This is a genomic window from Flavobacterium sp., from assembly GCF_035456085.1.
Lineage (GTDB): Bacteria > Bacteroidota > Bacteroidia > Flavobacteriales > Flavobacteriaceae > Flavobacterium.
The window spans coordinates 1-23,551 of the sequence record NZ_DATIDY010000143.1 but is presented as its reverse complement, the minus strand read 5'-3'; the positions used below and the strand labels follow the sequence as shown (position 1 = coordinate 23,551).

The window sequence follows — 23,551 nt, the reverse complement described above, 5'->3', positions numbered from 1 at the left end:
AGATGGTGAAAATGGGGTAGAATCCATTTTTGAAATCAATGGAGTTGGAACAACACCAGCAAAAGGAATTCAACAATATTCACAAGTACAAGGTGCACGCGGAACTGGTGGCTGGGGTTGGGGTTTCAATACTCCTTCGCTTAGTTTAGTAAATGCATATGAACCTGGAGATATTAGAAAAGGAGCTACAATTATTTTCAGAGGATCAACATTATATGATGGAAGAGTAGTGCCGACTACAGTTGAAAACGAACGATATAATTACAAAGCATATTCATCAGAATTTACCGGCGCTGATGATAGTGATGCAAACGTCATTTTTATAAGATATGCCGAAGTATTATTAATGAAAGCGGAAGCATTAAACGAGTTAGGACAAACAAGTCAGGCCATCCCTTTATTGAATCAAGTAAGAAATAGAGCTAAATTGCCTAATACAACTTTCACTTCTCAGGCTGATATACGAACTGCAATATGGAGAGAACGAAGAGTAGAATTAGCAATGGAGTTTGATAGATATTTTGATTTGGTGCGAACTGGTCAAGCCAAAGCTGCCTTTGCTGCTGATGGGAAAGTCTTTACAGAAGGAAAAAATGAATTATTTCCTATACCAGATTTATTTATAAAAGAAACAGGCGGTTTGTCTAAGCAAAATCCTGGTTATTAGTTTTATGATTAAAAAACAAAAAAATTATAATTGGTTTTACTTAAGTGTAATAGCATTACAGCACAGTTTTTGTGAAGGTTAAAAAAGTATTTTGTTATACACCTGATGCTAGTAATAAATCGGGTGTATATTTTTTAATTATCAAAACAATTTTTTAAAAAATGAAAAGTAATCTATTATTATTGTTTTTAATTTTTTTCTATTCGTCTAATTCAATTGGTCAGAATAATAAAACTACTAGTAAAACTGCAACAAAAACTTCCAAACCGACTATTGCATCATCAACCGATGAACAGATTTTAGACCAAGTCCAAAAAGATGCTATCAAATACTTTTGGGATTATGCAGAACCTAATTCAAAATTAGGGAGAGAACGCTATCATACAGATGATCCTAACTTCGAGGCAAATAAAGTTACCACAGGAGGTTCAGGATTTGGGCTAATGTCTTTGATTGTTGGTGTTGAAAGAGGTTTTATTCCAAGAGCCGAAGCTGTTAGCCGAATGACAACGGCTATGAATTTCCTCGAAAAAGCCGATAGATTTCATGGTGCTTGGTCCCATTGGATGGATGGAACTACTGGAAAAGCAATTTCCTTTGGTAATAAAGATGACGGCGGTGATATTGTCGAAACAGCTTTTTTATGCCAAGGTTTGATTGCAGTTCGTGAATATTTTAAAAATGGTAATGACCAAGAAAAAGCATTGTCTGCCAAAGCCGATAAACTCTGGAAAGGAGTAGAGTGGAAATGGTATACAAATGGCGAAAATGCAATGTATTGGCATTGGTCACCAACTTATCAATGGGAAATGAAATTCAAATTAGAAGGTTATAATGAATGTCTGATTGCTTATATTTTGGGCGCGGCTTCTCCAACACATCCTATTCCTAACGCTGCTTATCACGAAGGCTGGACTCGAAACGGGACAATAGCAACAACTAAAAAACAATACGGAATTCCTTTAGTTTTCAAATATAATACCGTTAGTGGAAATGCTGGACCATTGTTTTGGGCACAATATTCATATCTAGGATTAGACCCTACAAAACTTTCGGATAAGTATGCTAACTATTGGGAATTAACACAAAATCAATCTAAAATTATTTACAAATATTGTGTTGTAAATCCCAAAAAATGGAAAGGGTATTCAGATAAGTGTTGGGGACTTACAGCGAGTTACTCGCGAAATAAGGATGGATCAACAGGATATTCCGCTCATGATACTGATAATGATTTAGGTGTGATTACTCCAACTGCGGCATTGTCATCTTTTCCATATACACCAACCGAATCGATGAGGTTTTTACGTTTTTTATATAACGAAAATAAAGCAAAATATGTTGGTATAGCCGGTCCTTATGATGCTTTTTCACCACATTACAATTGGGTTACACCTCGTTATTTGGCAATAGATCAGGGAACCATTGCGCCAATGATTGAGAATTATCGTACCGGTTTGATATGGAAATTATTTATGAATGCACCAGAAGTAAAACAAGGTTTGACTAATCTGGGTTTTCATTCAGCGAAATATGGATTTTAATGAAACATTTTGAAGTTTTACGATTCATAAAATGATGTTAATAAATAATTGAATTAAAGTTATTTAAGGATATAGGCATGATTGTTGAAAACGAAAATGGTAATCCGGAATTCTTTAATTTTTAATTGAAATAAAAATAATAAAAATGAGAAAAATTGTAATTGTAATGCTGTTCAGTTCTTTATTTTTAGGCTATGGCCAAAAGAAAGAAAGCAAAAAGAATGTTAAGATCAAACCCAAAGCCGAATTCGTTGCTGAGTTATTATCAAAAATGACTTTGGATGAAAAATTAGGACAATTAAATTTACCAACTTCTGGTGATATTACTACTGGTCAAGCCAATAGCTCCAATATCGCCAAGAATATAGAAGAAGGAAAAGTGGGTGGTTTGTTTAATATCAAATCTGTTGCAAAAATAAAAGAAGTACAGCGAATTGCAGTTGAAAAAAGCCGATTGAAAATTCCTTTGATTTTTGGTATGGATGTGATTCATGGTTACGAAACTACATTCCCGATTCCGCTAGGATTGTCTTGTACTTGGGACATGAAATTGATCGAAAGAAGTGCTCAAATAGCAGCTCAGGAAGCAAGTGCTGATGGAATCAACTGGACATTTTCTCCTATGGTTGATATTTCTCGTGATCCTCGTTGGGGAAGAATTTCTGAAGGTTCTGGTGAAGATACGTATTTAGGAAGCCAAATTGCCAAAGCAATGGTAGATGGATACCAACAACATGACCTTTCTAAAAACAATTCGATTTTGGCATGTGTTAAACATTTTGCTTTGTATGGTGCGCCAGAAGCTGGTCGTGATTACAATACAGTTGACATGAGTCATATCAGAATGTACAATGAATATTTCCCTCCATATAAAGCCGCTGTTGATGCAGGAGCGGGTTCAGTGATGGCTTCTTTTAATGAAGTTGACGGAGTTCCAGCTACCGGAAATAAATGGTTAATGACCGATGTTTTAAGAAATCAATGGGGTTTTAAAGGTTTTGTGGTTACTGATTTCACTGGAATTCCAGAAATGATTGAACATGGAATGGGCGATTTGCAAGCGGTATCCGCATTAGCTTTAAATGCTGGTGTTGAAATGGATATGGTTGGCGAAGGATTCTTGAAGACTTTGAAAAAATCATTAGACGAAAAGAAAGTAACTATTGAGCAAATTGATCACGCAGTTACACTTATTTTGAATGCCAAATACGATTTAGGATTATTTGAAGATCCTTATAAATATTGCGATGTAAACAGAGCAAAAAATGAAATTTTTACTGCTGCTAGCCGTGATGAAGCCAGAAAAATTGCCGCTCAATCATTAGTTTTATTAAAAAATAAAGATCAATTATTACCTCTGAAAAAATCTGGAACAATTGCTCTTATCGGGCCATTAGCAGACGCCAAAGAGAATATGCCGGGAACTTGGAGTGTTGCTACAAAAATGGAAAATGCTGTGTCATTATTAGAAGGTGTTAAACAAGTTGCAGGAAAATCGACCAAAGTGCTTTATGCAAAAGGAAGCAATCTGGATTATGATGAAAATTTCGAAACCAAAGCGACAATGTTTGGTAAAACGTTACACAGAGATAATCGTTCTAAAGAAGAAATGATAGCCGAAGCTGTAAAAGTGGCTAACCAAGCTGATGTTATTGTTGCTGCACTTGGTGAATCTGCTGAGATGAGTGGTGAGAGTAGTAGCCGAACTAATTTAGAAATTCCTCAAGCTCAAAAAGATTTATTGAAAGAGTTATTAAAAACAGGAAAACCAGTTGTACTTGTTTTATTTGATGGTCGTCCATTAGTTATAAAAGATGAAAATGAAACTGTTCCTGCAATTCTAAATGTTTGGTTTGCGGGTACAGAAGCTGGTTATGCTATTGCCGATGTTTTGTTTGGTGATGTAAATCCTTCGGGAAAATTAACGGCAACTTTCCCTAGAAGCGTTGGACAAGTGCCAATTTATTATGCTCATAAAAATACAGGAAGACCATTAATGAATTCCGAAGGCAATTTCGAAAAATTCAGATCTAATTATATCGATGAAAGAAATGAACCATTATTCCCTTTTGGTTTTGGTTTGAGTTATACCAATTTTACGTATTCCAATCCTACCATTTCATCTGATAAAATGAATTCTAATGAAAAAATTAAAGTTAGTGTTGAGGTTGCCAATACTGGAAATTATGATGGAAAAGAAACCGTTCAATTATACATAAGAGATGTTGTTGGCTCTGTAACAAGACCAGTTAGAGAATTGAAAGGTTTCCAAAAAATAGATCTTAAAAAAGGAGAAAAACAAACAGTAACATTCGAAGTCAGTGTAGAAGATTTAAAATTCTATAATTCTGATTTAAAATTTGTAGCTGAACCTGGACAATTTGAAGTTTTCGTTGGAGGAAATTCAAACGCAGATAAAAAAGTTAGTTTTTATTTAGTTAATTAAGTTTGGTTAGTTATTTGGTTAGCCCTTCGTTTTTGGTTAGACGAAGGGCTTTTTTTTAATTATAATAATAAAAAAAACATCATAATGTATAAACAATTTCTAAAAATTATTGGGCTTTTATTGATTGGATTTATAACCAATATCACAGCACAAAATAGTAATGTTTCTGGAAAAACAGAATGGTTTGATCCTGCAAAACCAGCAACAACTTTTTGTAATCCAATAAACATCGGTTACAATTATACTACTTTCAATCATAACGGAATTCGAGAATCCCGTCGTTCAATTGCGGACCCTGTGATTATCACTTACAAAGGTGAATATTATTTATTTGCAACCAATCAGGCTGGATTTTTCTGGAGCAAAGATATGTCAAACTGGAACTTTGTTTATGGTAGTTTTCAACGTCAACCGGGTGATGACGACCAATGTGCACCAGCTGCTTGGGTTGTTAATGATACTTTATTTTACGTAGGTTCAACATGGAAGAAAGATCATCCAATTTGGAAAACTGTAGATCCAAAATCGGGAAGATGGACAAGACATGTAAACACAGCTATGTTGCCAACTTGGGATCCTGCCATTTTTCAGGATGATGACAAAAAAGTATATATGTATTATGGGTCAAGCGGAAAGTTACCTTTAATTGGCGTTGAGGTCGATTATAAAACATGGCTTCCAAAAGGAAATCAAGCGGATTATGCAAAGCTGTATGAAGCGACCGAAGTCGAAGATATTCAGAAACCTTATGGACAAGCAAAAGCTGTTGTTGGTTTAGACCCTGCGGCTCACGGTTGGGAGCGTTTTGGTCCAAATAATGATATGGAGCCTGCACCTTGGGGAAATTTTATTGAAGGAGCCTGGATGACCAAACATAACGGGAAATATTACATGCAATATGGTGCTCCGGCAACTGAATTTAAAGGGTATGCCAATGGTGTTCACGTAGGTGATAATCCTCTCGGGCCATTCACTTATCAAAAACACAATCCGATGTCATATAAACCAGGAGGTTTTGTAATTGGTGCTGGACACGGAAACACTTTTGCTGATAATTATGGCAATTATTGGAATACAGGAACTTGCAAAATATCAATAAAAGACCGTTTTGAACGAAGAATCGACATGTTTCCAGCCGGATTTGATAATGATGATATAATGTATTCGATCACGTCCTATGGCGATTTTCCAATTGTGCTGCCAACTGGCAAACGTGATCAGACTAAAGGAGCTTCAACAGGTTGGATGCTGCTTTCGTATAAAAAACCTGTAACAGTTTCATCTACGGAAGAGTGTAGAGAGATTGAAACCCATAGGGTCGATAACGGAAACAAAAAAGTATATGAGAAATTCTGCTACGATGCTCCCAATTTGACCGATGAAAATATTCAGACTTATTGGTCTGCAACTACTGATAAACCTGGTGAATGGCTACAACTTGATTTGGGTAGAAAGATGGAAATTAAAGCATTACAAATCAATTATGCCGATCATAAAGCAACTCAGTACAATAAAGCAATGGATATTTATTATCAATACCAGATTTTTATGTCTGATGATGCGCAAAATTGGACTTTGGTAGTGGATAAATCAAAAAACGATAAAGATGTACCTCATGATTATGTTGAATTGTCAAAACCAATTCAGGCTCGTTACATCAAAATGATCAATATTCATAATGCTTCGGGCTTATTTGCTGTTTCTGATTTTAGAGTTTTTGGAAATGGTTTGTCAGAGAAACCTAAAGCAGTTAGCGATTTTAAAGTGAAAAGAAATACAGCTGATTCTCGTAACGCAATTATTTCATGGAAAAAACAAACAGATGCAATTGGATATACTATTTATTACGGAATTGCTCCTGATAAACTGTATAATAACATAATGGTTTACGACGATAGTTCTTATGATTTTAGAGGCTTAGATAAAGGCACAAAATATTACTTTACAATTGAACCTTTTAATGAAAACGGAATTGGAACCAGGAATAAAATTATAGAAGTAAAATAGTTTTGATAGAGAAAATTGTTCATTAAAAAAGCCCTTTTGTTTTTTCAAAAGGGCTTTACTATTTCAAAACTTATTTTTTAGATTCTTCTAAAGAAAGTTTTCTAAATTCTTTTAAAAGTTTTTCTAAATCTAAAGTTGATTTACGTGCTCTTGTTCCAGCAGCTTTGTTTCCTTTTTCTATTTGCAATTCTGCATCAGTTTTAAGAACTTCAAATTCTGCAGAGATCTTTTCTAATAAATCTTTCATCGTATTATTATATTAAAATTAGCCAGCAAAAATAAAAGTTTGGATCAATGTTAAATCCAATTTAGTGTTAATTTTTTTACTTTTTTTATAAAAATTGAAGTATCCACTTCTGAATTATAACAAACTTTCTTAGTGTCAGTAAATTAAAATTTAAAGCTATTAATATTGAAAAAGACTATAAGAATATAAAATTAAAGGGCTATTTAAGTTTTTTCTGATTTTATATGAATTTTACTCAATAATTCCGAAATTGCACTAACGTAAAAATATAACTAAGACTAATTCAAAATGAAAAGAAACTTTCTTCTTGCTCTACTTTTTGTAAATGGCGTCACTTTATTTGCTCAAAATAAAGACGAACAATTTTTTAAACAAATCTATAGTTCATCACTAACCAATTCTAAGTGCTATTCATGGCTGGATCATTTGTCAAATAAAATTGGCTCCAGATTGTCAGGTTCAAATGGCGCACAAAAAGCTGTTGAATACACTAAAAGTCAAATGGAAACATTAGGTTTTGATAAAGTATATTTGCAAGAAGTTATGGTGCCACATTGGGTTCGCGGCGAAAAAGAAACCGCCTATATTCACGATAATAAAACCAAGACAGTAGTTCCAATTTGTGCGTTAGGAGGCTCAATTGCTACATCAAAAAATGGTCTTGAGGCCGAAGTAATAGAAGTTCATAGTCTTGCTGAACTGAAAGATTTAGGAACCGATAAAGTAAAAGGGAAAATCGTTTTCTATAACAGACCAATGAACCCGGACAATATTGACACTTTTGATTCGTATTTCAAAGCGGGTGATCAAAGACGTTCTGGAGCAAAGGAAGCTGCAAAATATGGAGCAGTAGGAACAATTGTGCGTTCTTTAAATTTGCGTTTAGATGATTTTCCGCATGCTGGCGGACAAAATTATGGTGATTTGCCAAAAGACCAATATATTCCTGCCGCTGCAATTAGCACCAATGGAGCGGAATTGTTAAGCAAGTCTTTGAAAAAAAATCCTAATTTAAAATTCTATTTTAAACAATCTTGTCAAACATTACCTGATGTTCTTTCATACAACGTTGTGGGCGAAATAAAAGGAACTGAACACCCAGAAAAAATAATGGTAGTTGGTGGACACCTTGATTCTTGGGATTTGGCTGATGGTTCTCACGACGATGGAGCAGGAGTTGTACAAAGTATGGAAGTAATGAATATTTTTAAAAATCTGAATTACAAACCCAAAAATACTCTTCGAGTTGTTCTTTTTATGAATGAAGAAAACGGTGGAAAAGGAGGAGCTAAGTACGAAGAACTTTCAAAACAAAATGGCGAGAATCATATTTTTGCTTTAGAAAGTGATTCGGGTGGATTTACTCCAAGAGGGTTTTCTTTTGAGGCAAATGATGTCAATTTTAAAAAAATACAAGCATATAAAAATCTTTTTGAACCCTATTTGATTCATAGCTTTACCATTGGAGAAGGTGGTTCGGATATTGAACATTTAACATCCAAAACAATTGTAAAGGCAGGATTAAAACCAGACCCACAGCGTTATTTTGATTATCACCACGCAGCCAATGATAAATTTGATGCTATAGATAAAAGGGAATTAGAACTTGGCGCAGCAACTATGACTGCATTAATTTATATGATTGATCAAAACGGAATAGAATAGTTTTATCATAATTTTAAAAATATATTGTAACCTGCAAGGAATTTAGTCCTGCAGGTTTTTTTGTATATAAAATTAAATAGTTTTAAAAATCTTCAGTGTTTAAAATTTTTGATGACTTAGTGGCTCAGCAACTTAGTAACTTAGCATTTCAGAATCTTAAATCTTGCTTTTAATTGCACAAAATAAATCCTACTTTAGCGTCTTATTTAAACAGTAAAAAAATGATCACCGAAGAGCAGTTTCAAAATGAATTAAAGATATTGATTGCAAATGCTATAAGAGAAGATGTAGGTTCTGGAGATTACAGTTCGCTAGCTTGTATTCCGGAAAATGCAAAAGGGAAAGCAAAATTATTGGTAAAAGAAGAAGGTATAATTGCTGGAGTCGCTTTGGCAAAAATGATATTTGAATATGTCGATCCGGAAATGCAGATTGAAACCTTTATCCAAGATGGTGCTGCAGTTAAAAAAGGTGATGTAGTTTTTCATGTTTCAGGGCGTTCTCAATCCATTTTAAAATCTGAAAGGGTAGTTTTAAATTCAATGCAGCGTATGAGTGCCATTGCAACAAAAACCAATAGTTATGTACAACTGCTAAAAGGTACTCAGACAAAAGTTCTGGATACCAGAAAAACAACGCCAGGATTCCGCATCGCCGAAAAATGGGCTGTTACAATTGGAGGAGGAGAAAATCACCGTTTTGCTTTGTATGATATGGTGATGTTAAAGGATAATCATATTGATTTTGCTGGCGGAATTACATTAGCAATTGCCAAAACAAAAGCGTATCTTCAAGAAAATAATTTAAATTTAAAAATAATTGTTGAAGCCAGAGATCTTTCAGAAATTGAAGAAATTTTAAAAAGCGAAGGTGTTCATCGTATATTAATTGATAATTTTAATTACGAAGATACTCGTAAAGCAGTAGCTTTAATCGGTAATAAATGTCAAACCGAATCTTCTGGAAATATAAATGAAGAAACGATGCGCAATTACGCTGAATGTGGAGTAAATTATATTTCGTCAGGAGCTTTAACTCATTCTGTTTATAATATGGATTTAAGTCTAAAAGCAATTTAGAATTATGACCTTTAAAACTGAGCAAAAACTCGAAAAAATTCCTGTTGTAAAAAATCTGATGCATATCTTGAAAAAGATCAAAATGCCAGGTTTGAAAGGTTTTTCATTTTATGATTTATTGGAATTATATTTCAAAGGAATCTTAGAAGGAGCGCTTACGTATCATGCTGGTGCAGTTGCGTTTAGTTTTTTTATGGCATTATTTCCTTTTACATTATTTATTTTAAACTTAATTCCCTATATACCAATTGAAGGATTTCAAGATGACTTTCTTCAATTTGTAAAAGAAGGGGTGCCGCCAAATACGTATGATGCAATTGCAAATATTATCAATGATATTTTAAATAATAGTCATTCAGGATTAGTGTCATCTGGGTTTTTATTGTCTATTTTCTTGATGGCAAATGGAATCAATGCAATACTTGGTGGTTTTGAATCATCTAAACATGTCTTAGAAAAAAGAGGTTTTTTATTGCAATATCTAACAGCATTGTGGATTTCCTTATTATTGTCAGTTATTTTGTTACTAACAGTGGCTACGATTGTTGTATTTGAAGTTGTTATTCAGTTAACAATGATTCAGGATGTTTTAAGTGATCAAATCCCGTTAATCATTATGGGAAGATATATTTTTGTAATTTTAATGATTCTTGTAGCGTCTTCAATTCTATTAAGATTTGGAACAAAACAGTCTCATAAACCGCCATTTATAAGTGTTGGATCTGTTTTTACAACAGTTCTTATAATTGTTTCTTCTTATTTTTTCGGAATTTGGGTACTACGATTTTCGAAATATAATCAACTTTATGGTTCGATAGGGACATTATTAATCATGATGTTTTATATATGGATTAACTGTATGATTTTATTATTAGGTTTTGAATTGAATGCGACAATTCGTAAATTGAGAAAAGAAAAGCAGGCATTAAAGTTGGATAATAAATTCGATTTTTAATTTGAATTTTGTATTCTTGCCAAATGTAATTCGGGTAATAATATTTCGAATATTAAAATTTAAACATTAATAATTTAAGAAAAAATGAAAAAAAGTATCATATTTAGTCTAGTTGTATTCTTTTCTATAATTTCCAATATACAATGTCAAAGTGTTTTAGGAAAATGGAAAACAATTGATGATGAAACCAATAAACCAAAATCGATTGTAGAAATCTATGAAAAATCAGGAAAAATATATGGTAAAGTAATAGAAATTTTTGAGGCAGAAAAAAGAAATAAAGTTTGTGAAGAATGTTCTGGAGAAGATAAAAATAAACCAATTCTAGGGATTACTGTTATTAAAGGGTTAAAAAAAGATGGAAATGAGTATGGTGATGGACAAATCCTTGATCCTAAAAACGGAAAATTATACAAATGTATCATCACATTAGAAGATAATGACAAATTGAAAGTGAGAGGCTATATTGGATTTTCATTGTTAGGAAGAACTCAATATTGGTATCGAGTGAAGTAATAAAGTTACTGGGTTACTAAGTTTAATATTGTTTTTCATTCTTTATGTTTAAAACAAAAAAGACTAGCTTAATTTGTCTGAAATTCTAAATGGTTTATTAAAAAGTCATTTTTTTATTTCCATAAAATTTAAAAATATTTAATGCATTTTGTAGAAGTTGTTTTACCGCTCTCTCTTGCCAAGACTTTTACATACAGAGTTTCGGAGGCTGAATTTCTTTTTATAAAGAAAGGAATGAGGATTACGGTACCTTTTGGTAAAAATAAAATCTACACGGCTTTAGTTATTGAAATTCATAATAACACACCAGAATTATACGAAGCCAAAGAAATCCATCAAATTCTTGATACTACTCCAATAGTAACTGAAATCCAAATCAATCATTGGTTTTGGATTGCTGAATACTATATGTGTGCCATTGGTGATGTGTACCGAAATGCTATGCCGACAGCATTGCTATTAGAAAGTGAAACAATAATCACAAAAAAAAATGATTTATTCATTGATGAAACATTGCTGGAAGATGATGAATATTTAATTTACGAAGCCTTACAACAGCAGAGTTCTTTAAAAATACAAGACATTATTTCAATTTTGAATAAGAAGAATATTTTTCCAATTATTCAAAAATTGATTGATAAAAAAATTCTCGTTCTAGAGGAGGAAATTCAGGAAATATATAAGCCAAAACTGGTAAAATATATAAAATTGCATTCAAAATATGAGAACGATCAAGGCTTAAAAGACTTGCTCGAAATTTTAAAAAGTTCAAAACAAAAAGAAATAGTTTTGAACTATTTTCAATTGAGCGCTTCCGAAAAAAAGCCGGTTTCGGTTAAAAAGCTTTTAGAAAAAGCACAATCTTCAAATGCGGTTGTTAAGGCATTGGTAGATAAGGAAATTCTGGAAGAGTATTTTGTACAAGAAGACCGAATCAATTTTACAGGAAAAGCTAGAGAAGATGAACTCCAGTTAAGTTCAGAACAACAGCAGGCTTTTGAAGCTATAAAAGAAAATTTTGAACAAAAATCGGTTTGTCTTTTGCACGGAATCACTTCGAGCGGAAAGACTGAAATTTATATTAAACTGATTGAAGAATATTTAGCAACAGGAAAACAAGTGTTGTATTTGTTACCGGAAATAGTTTTAACTGCACAATTAGTTTCTAGAATTCGAATACATTTTGGTAATAAAGTTGCTGTTTTTCATTCAAGATATAATAATAACGAAAGGGTAGAGATCTGGAATCAAGTGTTGTTGAATGCTGAAAAAGCACAAATTATTATTGGTGCCAGATCGGCTTTGTTTTTGCCATTTAATGATTTGGGGCTAATAATAATTGATGAAGAGCATGAACAAAATTTTAAACAATCAGATCCTTCTCCGCGATTTCATGCTCGTGATGCAGCTATTGTTTTGGCAAATGCATATAAAGCCAAAGTGCTTTTGGGTTCCGCAACACCAAGTATCGAAACTTATTATAATGCGAAATCTGATAAATTTGGATTTGTAGAAATTTTGAAACGTTTTGGAAACGCAAGTTTACCCGAAGTTCTTTTGGTGGATTTGAAAGATAAGTACTTTCGAAAAAAAATGAGCGGCCATTTCAGTGATGTTTTGATTGAAGAAATCACGACATCTTTGTCTATGGGCGAACAAGTAATTTTGTTTCAAAACAGAAGAGGGTATTCTCCAATAATAGAATGCATTACCTGTGGTCATGTTCCTCATTGTCAATCTTGTGATGTAAGTTTGACATATCATAAATATAAAAATCAATTGCGTTGTCATTATTGCGGATATTCTATTGCAAATCCTACTCATTGCCATTCTTGCCATAGCGTAGATTTAACTACAAAGGGTTTAGGAACTGAACAAATTGAACAAGAATTGGTAACTATTTTTCCAAATGCTAAAATTGGAAGGATGGACCAGGATACAACTCGTGGAAAGTTTGGCTTCGAAAAAATAATTGATAGTTTTAAGAATCGCGAATATGATATTTTGGTAGGAACTCAAATGCTTGCCAAAGGATTGGATTTTGACAATGTAAGTTTGGTCGGAATTATGAACGCTGATACAATGTTGTATCATCCAGATTTTAGAGCTTTTGAAAGAAGTTTTCAAATGATGACTCAGGTTGCTGGACGTTCAGGCAGATCAGATAAAAAAGGAAAAGTTATTATTCAGACTTATAACCCTAATCATAATACAATACAGCAAGTTACACATTCTGATTTTATTGGTATGTATAAAGAGCAATTGTACGACAGGCAAATATATAAGTATCCACCTTATTTTAGGATCATCAAATTATCCTTAAAACAACGTGATTTTGATAAGTTGAAAGAAGGTGCTTTGTGGTTGTATCAAGTTTTGAGTCAAAATTTGAATTTGCCAGTTTTAGGTCCCGAAGAGCCCGCTATTAATAGGATTAGAAATGAATATATAAGGACTATTATAATCAAGATTCCGCAAAATACTTCCATCATAGGCACAAAAAAAACTATTCAGAAAATACTGAATAGTTTTGAAGCCGTATCGCAATACAGATCAATAAAAGTTACAGTTAATGTAGATTTTTATTAAAGTAAAGTTTTTATGAATAGGCGAGAGCTTTTACTAGGTCTTCTTTTTTGTTTCTACTTAAAGGAATTTTAGTAACTCCAATTTCGGCAAATTTACTGTTAAAGCGATCAATCTTATCAATGTTGACAATATATGATTTGTGAACTCTAATGAATTTGTCTTTTGATAAATCATTTTCAAAAGATTTCATTGTCGAAAGTACAAGATTGCTATCATCTTCAGTAACAACTTTTACATAATCTCCAAAAGCTTCAATCCATTTAATCTTAGATGTAAAAATCTTCAGTTTTTTTAGATTACTCTTTATAAAGATATGTTCTCCTTCGTCTTCTTTATTTTCTCGTTTAAGAAGAAAATGGTCAATCGCTCTGCGCACAGAGGCGTTAAATCGTTCAATAGAAATAGGTTTTTGCAAATAATCAGTTGCATCATAATCAAAAGCTTTCATCGCATACTCCGCTTTTGAAGTAATGAAAATAATTTGCGGCTTCGTTTTTAAGCCGTCCAGAAAATCAAATCCACTAATCACTGGCATTTCTATATCAAGAAATATCAAATCAACATTGTGAACAGTCATGCAACTTTTAGCCTCAATTGCATTAGAAAAATCTCCAATTAGGTTTAAGTTAGTGTGATTATTAACTAATTTTGCAATAATCATTCTTTGTATTGAACTATCATCAACAACAACACAGTTTAGTTTCATAGTATCAAGTTTTTGATTCGGTAGGGTAAAAATAGTTTTTTTTTTTAATTAATTTAAGAAAATAAAATATTTTTTTCACCGTTCATCGATTATGCTTGCTTAACGTTTGTTTGTTTGAAAAAAAAGATTACTTTTGCACCCAATTTAACAAATAAATAAATTTTTTATGAATCATTATGAAACTGTTTTCATTTTAAATCCCGTTTTATCTGAAGTTCAGGTAAAGGAAACAGTAAGCAAATTTGAAGATTTTCTTACTAGTAGAGGAGCAGAAATGGTATCGAAAGAAGATTGGGGTCTGAAAAAAATGGCTTACGAAATTCAAAACAAAAAAAGTGGTTTTTACCATTTATTCGAATTCAAAGTTCCAGGAGAAGTTCTTATCGCTTTTGAAACTGAATTTAGACGTGACGAAAGAGTTATGCGTTTCTTAACTGTAAGTCTTGACAAACATGCTATTTCTTGGGCTGAAAGAAGAAGAGCAAAACTTAAATCTCAAAAAGCTTAATTATCATGGCAACATTACAACAATCTGCTTCAGGAAAAAAAGACGGAGATATCAGATATCTAACGCCTTTGAACATAGAAACTAACAAAACTAAAAAGTATTGTCGTTTCAAAAAATCAGGTATCAAATATGTAGATTATAAAGATGCTGATTTCTTATTGAAATTCGTTAATGAGCAAGGAAAAATTCTTCCTCGTCGTTTAACTGGAACTTCATTAAAATACCAAAGAAAAGTGTCTGTAGCTGTAAAAAGAGCTCGTCACTTAGCTTTAATGCCATACGTGGCCGATTTATTAAAATAATTATAAAATTAACAGTTGTTGGTTTTCTGTAATAGAAACCTAACTTCTCAAATAAAGGACAACAACATGGAACTTATTTTAAAGAAAGACGTTCAAAATTTAGGATTTAAAGACGATGTGGTAACTGTGAAAAACGGATACGGTCGTAATTACTTAATCCCACAAGGATTTGCTCAATTAGCTACTGCTTCTGCAAAGAAAGTATTGGCTGAGAACCTAAAACAAAGAGCGCACAAAGAAGCTAAAGTTGTTGCTGATGCTAAAGCATTAGCTGAAAACTTGAAAGCTTTGGAAATCAAAATTTCTGCAAAAGCAGGTGGTGAAAAATTATTTGGATCTATCACAAACATTGATATCGCTGAAGCTATCGCTAAAGCTGGTTATGAAATTGATAGAAAATTCATCACTTCTGGTATCGTTAAACGTATCGGTAAATATACTGCTTCAGTAAGATTACACAGAGATGTAATCGTTGAATTAGCATACGAAATTATCGCTGAAAAAGCATAATTTTAAAATGTATAAATTGAAATCCCGATGAAAATCGGGATTTTTTTTGTTTAAATAATTATCAAATAATAAAATGAAATATTCCAGACTAACCAAAGAACAATTCGAAGAATTGACGCAAGAATTTACTAATTTTTTAGCGGCGCAGGCAATTGATAAAGCTGAATGGGATCAGATAAAAAGTGAAAAACCAGAAGTAGCCGAACAGGAATTGGATGTTTTTTCAGATTTAATTTGGGAAGGGGTTTTGTCGAGAGCTACCTATTTAGAGTTTTTCTCTAAAAATCATATTTTCTTATTTCATTGTTTTGACACCTATATAAAATCAATTGTTTTGAAATCATTGGTTCCTGATGTTGATTTTTTGACTAAAGAAGGTTTGCAATGGTTAACTGATAATATGTTTACCGATACTATTGAGATGAAAGTTGGTAAAAAAGAATTTACAGAAGAACGTAATCTTTCCATTTTTCAATTGATTCAGCAAGGTTCTATTTTGAGTGACGGTCAATTATACAATCAAATAAATACGATTATTGAATCATAAAATTTGATTTTTAAACTTTAAAATGGTTATTTTGGTGGATTATTTAATCCGTCAGAATAGTCATTTTTTTTATGAATATAGAGCAAACCATTCAAACACTTCGAGAAGAACTTAATCTTCACAATCATAATTATTATGTGTTGGATAATCCGACATTGTCCGATTATGAGTTTGATATGAAATTAAAAGAACTTCAGGATTTAGAAAACAAACATCCTGAGTTTTTTGACGCTAACTCACCAACACAAAGAGTAGGTGGGACAATCACAAAAAATTTCAAAACTATTCCGCATGAATATCGCATGTATTCGTTGGATAATTCGTATTCCAAAGAAGATTTGCAGGATTGGGAAGCTAGAATTCAAAGAGCTTTAGGAAATGTTTCTTTGCAGTATACCTGCGAATTAAAATATGATGGAGCTTCTATAAGTATCACTTACGAAGATGGGAAATTAGCTCGGGCTGTCACTCGTGGCGATGGTTTTCAAGGTGATGATGTAACGAATAATATCAAGACAATTAAGTCTATTCCATTGCATTTAAAGGGCAATTTTCCATCACATTTTGCAATTCGTGGAGAGATTATATTGCCTTATGCAGGATTCGAAAAAATGAATCAGGAATTGATTGAAATTGGTGAAACTCCTTATTCTAATCCCCGAAATACTGCTTCTGGAAGTTTAAAATTGCAGGATAGCGCCGAAGTTTCAAAAAGACCTTTAGAATGTTTGTTGTATTTTATTGTCGGTAATCAATTGCCTTTTAAATCTCAATTTGAAGGTTTGGAAATGGCAAGAAGCTGGGGTTTTAAAGTGCCGAAAGAAGCCAAATTAGCAAATAATTTAGAAGAGGTTTTTGAATTTATAGAATATTGGGACACTCACAGGCATAAACTTCCTTATGAAACAGATGGGGTTGTAGTTAAGGTTAATGATTTTCATCAACAACAGGAATTAGGTTATACGGCTAAATCACCACGTTGGGCTATGGCGTATAAGTTTAAAGCGGAACAAGTTTTTACTCGCCTGAATTCCATTTCTTATCAAGTGGGAAGAACAGGAGCGATTACACCTGTTGCTAATTTGGAGCCAGTACAACTGGCCGGAACAATTGTAAAACGTGCTTCTTTGCATAATGCTGACCAGATTGAAAAATTAGACATTCGCATTGGAGATACTGTTTTTGTTGAAAAGGGTGGCGAAATCATTCCTAAAATTATTGCTGTTGATGTGGATAAGCGTCCTGATAATTCTGAACCCACAAAATATATAACGCACTGTCCTGAATGTAAAACAGAATTAGTTCGTACTGGAGGTGAAGCGAATCATTACTGTCCAAATTTTTATGGGTGCCCACCGCAAATTATAGGTAGAATTCAGCATTATATTTCTAGAAAAGCCATGGATATTGAAGGTCTTGGTGGAGAAACTGTTGCGTTATTATTCAATAATGGATTGGTGCATAATTACGCCGATTTATACGAATTAACGGTTGAGCAAATTCTTCCATTAGAAAGAATGGCTCAAAAATCAGCTGAAAATTTAGTAAAAGGTGTTGCTAATTCTAAGAATATTCCTTTTGAAAGTGTATTATTTGCCTTAGGTATTCGTTTTGTAGGGGAGACAGTTGCCAAAAAGTTAGCCAAACATTACAAAAATATTGATGCTTTAGAAAAAGCAACTCTGATGGATTTGATTTTGGTAGATGAAATAGGGGAGAGAATCGCTCAAAGTGTTGTTGATTTCTTTGCTAATAATGAAAATAAACTTATCATCGAAAGGTTGAAAAGCTATGGAGTACAATTTGAAATTATTGAGAAAATTAATCCAAATGCAACTGAAAAATTCTTAGGAAAAACATTTGTGGTTTCCGGTGTCTTTTCAACATTTTCACGAGATGAACTAAAAAAAGCTATAGAAGATAATGGCGGAAAAGTCGGAAGTTCAATTTCTTCTAAAACAGATTTTGTTGTGGCTGGCGATAATATGGGACCTGCAAAATTGGAAAAAGCGAGTAAGTTGAATATTTCAATAATTTCTGAGGATCAATTTATAGGAATGTTGAATGAAAGTTAGTGCTCCTTCACTTATTTTATTTTTTGTGGCATCAATTTTATCTATTATTTTTAGATTAAATGGTCAGGAAATGATTGAGCTTTATTTAAGATCTACCATAATTCCTTCTCTATTTATTTATTATTTGGTGTCCAATAATTATAAAATTTCTGTTTTTAGAGCAATAATACTTTTTGCTTTATTTATAAGGGATGTTTTAGTTGTTTTAAAGATGCCAGAGTCTCCTTTAGGGTCTTTCGTGTGTGTTTTATTTGTCTATATTCTATTATTATACATTGCTTTTCAAGACTTTGAATCTTTTAAGTTTGATAAAAACGATCTCATTTCTGTCTTTATTAGTATAGTAGGAATTAGCACAATCTGCTATTCTGTTTTAAATTTAAAACTTGAAAATCTAGAGCTCGACTTTTCTTTATATGTTTTTTTTGGTATAATCTTAAGTTTACTAAGTGTTTTTTCGGTTTTGAATTATATAAAGAATAGTAGTGATGTTTTTTTTAATGCTTTGTTAATGTGCGTTTGTTTTGTGGTCTCTGATATATTTTTTGTAGTTTCAAAATTTTATTTTTATACAGAAGCTTTTGCTTTAATTAGTTTAATAACGCAATTTCTTTCGTATTTTTTTATGGTGAATTATTTTTTAGAAAAAAATAAAGAAGTTGGAGAGTTAAACAATTATTGATTTTCCTCGAGTTTTTATTTCTTTATTAGAATTAAAATAAAAAACGATTCTGCCTAAATTTATTCCATAACAACTTGATTGACCAAAACTTCTTTTTAGATTGAAGTTTTTACGATGTTGGCTTGTCCGGAAAGTACGAGTTGTGGTTACCAATAAAATATCTTTTTTGGGACTGTAAAATTTTACTGCTACAAGAAATAATAAAAATAAAAGTTAGGAATGTAACAAAAAGTTTTAAAAAGTCATTGTAGTTTTTTAGATTTACCATCTCAAATGTAACTTAAATAATTAAATTTGTAATCTTGTAAAAGTACTATGTTTTTAAAAATTATAAAGAGCTTTTTATTAAAAAAATCCTTGAAAACACAGCTACGTGAGGTTAAAGACGTGTCTTTAGATCAAGCTGTTTCCAGGGTTGGATTAATTGTTGATGAAAGCCATTTTTTTGAAACACAAGCATTAAAGCGAGAAATTATCGATAATGGTATTAATGAGAATGATATAAAAATCATTGTTTACCGTGATAATTTTAAAGATAAAGAAAATTATTTCGAATCTACATTTGGCCTCAAACATTTAAATCTGAAAAATGAATTTTTGGATCCCGTTATAGATGACTTTGTTTCAGATGAATTTGATTTGTTGATTAGTTATTATGATGAGGAAAAACCTTTTTTGTTAAAAGTGACTAATAGTTCTAAAGCAAAATTTAAAATTGGCTTTTCAACAATAGATAAAAGACTCAATCATTTGATGATAAATACTAGTATTGAGAACTACAAAAGTTTTATTAGTGAAACTTTTAAATACTTGAAAATATTAAATAAAGAAATTAAATAAAAATATAAATTAAATTATGCAATCATTAATAGGAACAGGAGTTGCTTTAATAACACCTTTTAAAGACGATTTTACAGTTGATGTTGAAGCTCTAAGAAGAATTGTGAATTTCTCGATAGACGGTGGTGTTGAATATCTTGTTATACTTGGAACTACGGCAGAAAATGCAACATTAACTACTGCAGAAAAAGAGTTGGTAATTAATACTATAGTTGATGTAAATGCCGGAAGATTACCATTGATTCTGGGAGTTGGCGGCAATAACACATTAGCTATTGTTGACGAATTAAAGACAAGAGACTTTTCAGCTTTTGAAGCTATTTTATCTGTTTCTCCTTATTATAATAAACCAAGTCAGGAAGGGATATATCAGCATTTTAAAGCTATTGCAGAAGCCTCTCCAATTCCGGTAATTTTGTACAATGTACCAGGAAGAACCTCTAGTAATATGCTACCTTCAACTGTTATCAGATTGGCAAAAGATTTTGAAAATATTGTTGCAATAAAAGAAGCTGCCGGCGATATAGTTCAGGCAATGCAGCTTATAAAAAATAAGCCTAAAGATTTCTTAGTGATTTCGGGTGATGATATGATTGCATTACCAATGGTTTTGGCTGGTGGATCTGGTGTTATATCAGTAATTGGTCAAGGTTTTCCTAAAGAATTTTCCGAAATGATTCGTTTAGGATTGAATAGAAAAGTAGATGATGCTTACAAACTTCACTATTTATTAGCTGATTGTATCGATATGATTTTTGAACAAGGAAATCCTGCAGGAATAAAAGAGGTTTTTAAAAGCCTTGGTATAACTGAGAATGTATTGCGTTTACCATTGGTTTGTGTTGATGAATCTTTATCAAATCGATTAGATGTTTTCGTTAAAAATATGGTGAAAAGTTCTTAAAACACAACAGTTTTTTTAATTAAAGAAATATTTTGTAAAAGCTAAATTAATAACTAAATTTGCCACCTAACTTTGGTGGCTTTTATTGCGTTTATACATTAGCAATAATATTAAAATCTAGTAGATAAAAATGAGAAAAATAATATCTGTATTGCTTGTTGTTTTGTTTTTTAGCTCTTGTGGTGAATATCAGGATGCATTAAAGAAAGAAGACGTGGCTGTAAAGTTCGATGTTGGAACAAAATTATATGATGCAGGTAAGTATTCAAAGGCTATTAGACTTTTTGAACAATTAACTCCAACTTATAGAGGAAAGCCTCAGGGTGAGAAGTTGTTTTACATGTATTCACAATCACTTTATAAAACAAAGCAATATAATTTGGCAGGATATCAATTTGATAGTTTTGTTTCTGGTTATCCAAGAAGTGAAAAAGCAGAAGAATGCTCATTTTTAGGAGCAAAAAGTTATGCTATGTTATCTCCAGTTTACAGCATTGACCAAACTGATACCTATAAAGCTATTGAAAAAATGCAAGCTTTTATTGATCGTTATCCAAATTCTCAATACATCGCTGAAGCGAATGCTACATCAAAAATGTTAAATGACAAAATTGAGCGCAAAGTTTATGAAAATGCATTAGAATACAATAAAATTTCAAATTACAAATCTGCTTTGATTGCTTTTGATAATTTTATTGCAGATTATCCAGGAACTCCTCTTAAAGAAAAAGCATTATATTATAAATTGGATTCAGCTTATTTATTAGCAATGAACAGTGTTTATGTAAAAATGGAAGAGAGATTGGTTACCGCTAAAAACTGTTATAATAATTTGATTAAATTCAAACCAGATACAGAATACAGAAGTAAAGCAGACGAAATGTTAGCTAAAATTGATGTTGAGTTACAAAAATTTAATAAATAAATAAAAGTCATGGATTTAAAAAAGACAAATGCTCCAGTAAATACAATAACTTATAATAAAACTGTTATTGAAGAACCTACTGGAAATGTGTATGAGGCGATAACAATTATGGCTAAAAGAGCAAATCAAATTAATTCTGAAATCAAAAAAGAATTAACTGAGAAATTAGAGGAATTTGCTACTTATAATGATAGTTTGGAAGAAGTTTTTGAAAATAAAGAACAAATAGAAGTTTCTAAATTCTATGAAAAACTTCCAAAGCCACATGCTTTAGCCGTTCAGGAATGGTTTGAAGGTAAGATTTACTATAGAGAAGCAAATAAATAATATTACTGATGTCAGTTTTAAGCGGAAAAAAGATTTTGCTGGGAATATCTGGCGGAATTGCTGCATATAAAACGGCCTCCTTAGTAAGACTCTTCATAAAAGCAGGTGCACATGTCCAAGTGATCATGACACCTGCTTCTAAGGATTTTATAACCCCACTTACTTTATCAACTCTTTCTAAGAATCCAGTTTTTTCAGAATTTTATAATAAAGATGAAAAAAATGAGGAATGGAATAGTCATGTCGAATTGGGACTTTGGGCTGATCTAATGGTGATTGCACCAGCAACTGCCAATACTTTGTCCAAAATGGCAAATGGGTTATGTGATAATCTTTTAATAGCTTGTTACTTATCGGCTAAATGTCCTGTTTATTTTGCACCAGCAATGGATTTGGATATGTATATTCACCCATCAACTATTGAGAGTTTTAATTGTTTAAAGGGATTTGGAAATATAATGATTCCTGCTGAAAATGGAGAATTAGCCAGCGGTTTATCTGGCGAAGGTCGAATGGCAGAACCTGAAAATATTGTCTCATTTTTAGAAGCAGATCTTGAAAGCAAATTGCCTTTGAAAGGGAAAAAGATTTTAATTACAGCTGGGCCAACCTATGAGGCAATTGATCCGGTTCGTTTTATTGGAAACCATTCTTCTGGCAAAATGGGTTTTGATATTGCCCAAAGTGCTGCTAACTTAGGAGCGTCAGTTATATTGATTTCAGGACCAACTCATTGTAAAATAAATCATGCTTTGGTGCAAGTAATTCCTATTGTATCTGCACAAGAAATGTATGAAGCCTGTCATCAGTATTATCAAGATATGGATGCAGTTATTGCAGCAGCTGCAGTAGCCGATTACCGACCTGTGAATGTAGCTTCGCAAAAGATAAAAAAAGCATCAGATGATTTTTCTATAAATCTTGAGAAAACCAAAGATATATTGGCATCCCTTGGTGAAGTCAAGAAAAATCAGTTTTTAATTGGATTTGCCTTGGAAACTGAAAATGAAATTGAAAATGCTAAAGCAAAAATCCAGAAAAAAAACTTAGATTTGATAGTTCTTAATTCGCTGCAGGATAAAGGAGCCGGATTTGGAAAAAGCACCAATAAAGTTACTTTTATTGATAGTAAGTTTCAAATTGAACCAATGGATTTGAAATCCAAAGAAGCTGTAGCGGATGATATTTTAAACAAAGTAATTGCACATTTTTATGGTTAGATTTGTTTTGTTTTTATTTTTTAGCTGTGGTTTTCTTCAAGCCCAACAGTTGAATTGTACAGTGACTTTAAATACACAAAAATTAAGCAATGCCAATCAACAGGTTTTTAAAACACTGGAAAATGCTTTAAATGAGTTTGTTAATAAAACGGACTGGACAGGACAATCGCTTACGCAAAAAGAAAAGGTAGATTGTTCGATGTATATTACTATTTCCAGTTATTCTTCTGATCAATTTGTTGCGAATATTCAGGTGCAATCTTCCAGGAATATTTTCAATTCGACTTATT

23 protein-coding genes are annotated in these 23,551 nt (G+C 32.2%); 21 read left to right on the top strand and 2 right to left on the bottom strand.

Translation table 11 applies throughout. The features are described 5' to 3' along the window. The 4 genes from VLC96_RS11280 to VLC96_RS11265 all read left to right on the top strand — a co-directional run. Positions 1-667 (top strand): RagB/SusD family nutrient uptake outer membrane protein (locus VLC96_RS11280; protein WP_325263007.1); only part of this gene is annotated, 667 nt, incomplete at its 5' end. Between the two features lie 161 nt (positions 668-828). Further along, positions 829-2,211, top strand: a complete 1,383-nt coding sequence (locus tag VLC96_RS11275) for a glucoamylase family protein (RefSeq protein WP_325263005.1) — start codon at positions 829-831, stop codon at positions 2,209-2,211. A 145-nt stretch (positions 2,212-2,356) separates the two neighbouring features. Beyond that, complete coding sequence (bglX, locus tag VLC96_RS11270; RefSeq protein ID WP_325263004.1) at positions 2,357-4,657, top strand: beta-glucosidase BglX; 2,301 nt, start codon at positions 2,357-2,359, stop codon at positions 4,655-4,657. A gap of 84 nt (positions 4,658-4,741) precedes the next feature. Beyond that, complete coding sequence (locus VLC96_RS11265) at positions 4,742-6,664, top strand: discoidin domain-containing protein (RefSeq protein ID WP_325263003.1); 1,923 nt, start codon at positions 4,742-4,744, stop codon at positions 6,662-6,664. A gap of 70 nt (positions 6,665-6,734) precedes the next feature. Here the strand turns inward: VLC96_RS11265 and VLC96_RS11260 are convergent, their stop codons facing one another. Beyond that, positions 6,735-6,911, bottom strand: a complete 177-nt coding sequence (locus VLC96_RS11260) for an Hc1-related histone H1-like protein (RefSeq protein WP_325263001.1) — start codon at positions 6,909-6,911, stop codon at positions 6,735-6,737. A 288-nt stretch (positions 6,912-7,199) separates the two neighbouring features. Between VLC96_RS11260 and VLC96_RS11255 the strand changes: the two genes are divergently transcribed. From VLC96_RS11255 to priA, 5 genes are all read left to right on the top strand, one after another. Then, positions 7,200-8,576, top strand: a complete 1,377-nt coding sequence (locus VLC96_RS11255; protein ID WP_325263000.1) for a M28 family peptidase — start codon at positions 7,200-7,202, stop codon at positions 8,574-8,576. A 221-nt stretch (positions 8,577-8,797) separates the two neighbouring features. Further along, positions 8,798-9,655: a carboxylating nicotinate-nucleotide diphosphorylase gene (gene nadC / locus VLC96_RS11250; RefSeq protein ID WP_325262998.1), complete on the top strand. Its 858-nt coding sequence runs from the start codon at positions 8,798-8,800 to the stop codon at positions 9,653-9,655. Between the two features lie 4 nt (positions 9,656-9,659). Further along, the gene (locus VLC96_RS11245; RefSeq protein ID WP_325262996.1) at positions 9,660-10,610 is read left to right on the top strand and encodes a YihY/virulence factor BrkB family protein; all 951 of its coding nucleotides are present in this window, start codon (positions 9,660-9,662) and stop codon (positions 10,608-10,610) included. An 84-nt stretch (positions 10,611-10,694) separates the two neighbouring features. Continuing rightward, positions 10,695-11,126: a DUF2147 domain-containing protein gene (locus VLC96_RS11240; protein ID WP_325262995.1), complete on the top strand. Its 432-nt coding sequence runs from the start codon at positions 10,695-10,697 to the stop codon at positions 11,124-11,126. A 141-nt stretch (positions 11,127-11,267) separates the two neighbouring features. Further along, positions 11,268-13,715: a replication restart helicase PriA gene (gene priA / locus VLC96_RS11235; protein WP_325262994.1), complete on the top strand. Its 2,448-nt coding sequence runs from the start codon at positions 11,268-11,270 to the stop codon at positions 13,713-13,715. 10 nt (positions 13,716-13,725) lie between these two features. Here priA and VLC96_RS11230 read toward each other — a convergent pair whose 3' ends face one another. Further along, positions 13,726-14,421: a LytR/AlgR family response regulator transcription factor gene (locus tag VLC96_RS11230; RefSeq protein ID WP_325262993.1), complete on the bottom strand. Its 696-nt coding sequence runs from the start codon at positions 14,419-14,421 to the stop codon at positions 13,726-13,728. Between the two features lie 166 nt (positions 14,422-14,587). Here VLC96_RS11230 and rpsF point away from each other — a divergent pair, with 166 nt between their 5' ends. The 12 genes from rpsF to VLC96_RS11170 all read left to right on the top strand — a co-directional run. After that, positions 14,588-14,929, top strand: coding sequence for a 30S ribosomal protein S6 (rpsF, locus tag VLC96_RS11225; protein WP_281298720.1), 342 nt, complete (start codon positions 14,588-14,590; stop codon positions 14,927-14,929). Between the two features lie 5 nt (positions 14,930-14,934). Beyond that, positions 14,935-15,231 (top strand): 30S ribosomal protein S18, encoded by a 297-nt coding sequence (gene rpsR / locus VLC96_RS11220; RefSeq protein ID WP_026715037.1) that lies wholly within the window; start codon positions 14,935-14,937, stop codon positions 15,229-15,231. Positions 15,232-15,297: 66 nt separating this feature from the next. Beyond that, on the top strand, positions 15,298-15,741 hold the full coding sequence (gene rplI, locus VLC96_RS11215; protein WP_325262990.1) for a 50S ribosomal protein L9: 444 nt from the start codon (positions 15,298-15,300) through the stop codon (positions 15,739-15,741). Positions 15,742-15,814: 73 nt separating this feature from the next. After that, complete coding sequence (locus tag VLC96_RS11210) at positions 15,815-16,288, top strand: DUF6495 family protein (protein ID WP_325262989.1); 474 nt, start codon at positions 15,815-15,817, stop codon at positions 16,286-16,288. A 71-nt stretch (positions 16,289-16,359) separates the two neighbouring features. Continuing rightward, positions 16,360-18,363: an NAD-dependent DNA ligase LigA gene (gene ligA, locus VLC96_RS11205; RefSeq protein WP_325262988.1), complete on the top strand. Its 2,004-nt coding sequence runs from the start codon at positions 16,360-16,362 to the stop codon at positions 18,361-18,363. Then, positions 18,353-19,045 carry a hypothetical protein gene (locus tag VLC96_RS11200; protein WP_325262986.1) on the top strand — a complete coding sequence of 231 codons (693 nt, stop codon included), beginning with the start codon at positions 18,353-18,355 and terminating at the stop codon, positions 19,043-19,045. Before ligA ends, VLC96_RS11200 begins: the two co-directional genes overlap by 11 nt. A gap of 315 nt (positions 19,046-19,360) precedes the next feature. After that, positions 19,361-19,885: a DUF6913 domain-containing protein gene (locus VLC96_RS11195; RefSeq protein WP_414655570.1), complete on the top strand. Its 525-nt coding sequence runs from the start codon at positions 19,361-19,363 to the stop codon at positions 19,883-19,885. Positions 19,886-19,901: 16 nt separating this feature from the next. Then, positions 19,902-20,789, top strand: a complete 888-nt coding sequence (gene dapA / locus VLC96_RS11190) for a 4-hydroxy-tetrahydrodipicolinate synthase (RefSeq protein WP_325262982.1) — start codon at positions 19,902-19,904, stop codon at positions 20,787-20,789. A gap of 130 nt (positions 20,790-20,919) precedes the next feature. Next, entirely contained in the window at positions 20,920-21,714 is a 795-nt protein-coding gene (locus VLC96_RS11185) for an outer membrane protein assembly factor BamD (protein ID WP_325262981.1), read from the top strand. Positions 21,715-21,723: 9 nt separating this feature from the next. Further along, positions 21,724-22,041 carry a DNA-directed RNA polymerase subunit omega gene (locus VLC96_RS11180; RefSeq protein WP_325262980.1) on the top strand — a complete coding sequence of 106 codons (318 nt, stop codon included), beginning with the start codon at positions 21,724-21,726 and terminating at the stop codon, positions 22,039-22,041. Between the two features lie 8 nt (positions 22,042-22,049). Continuing rightward, a complete protein-coding gene (gene coaBC, locus VLC96_RS11175) occupies positions 22,050-23,261 on the top strand; it encodes a bifunctional phosphopantothenoylcysteine decarboxylase/phosphopantothenate--cysteine ligase CoaBC (RefSeq protein ID WP_325262979.1) in 1,212 nt (403 codons plus the stop codon). Next, positions 23,254-23,551 (top strand): type IX secretion component PorD family protein (locus VLC96_RS11170; protein WP_491700818.1); only part of this gene is annotated, 298 nt, incomplete at its 3' end. The genes coaBC and VLC96_RS11170, both read left to right, overlap by 8 nt.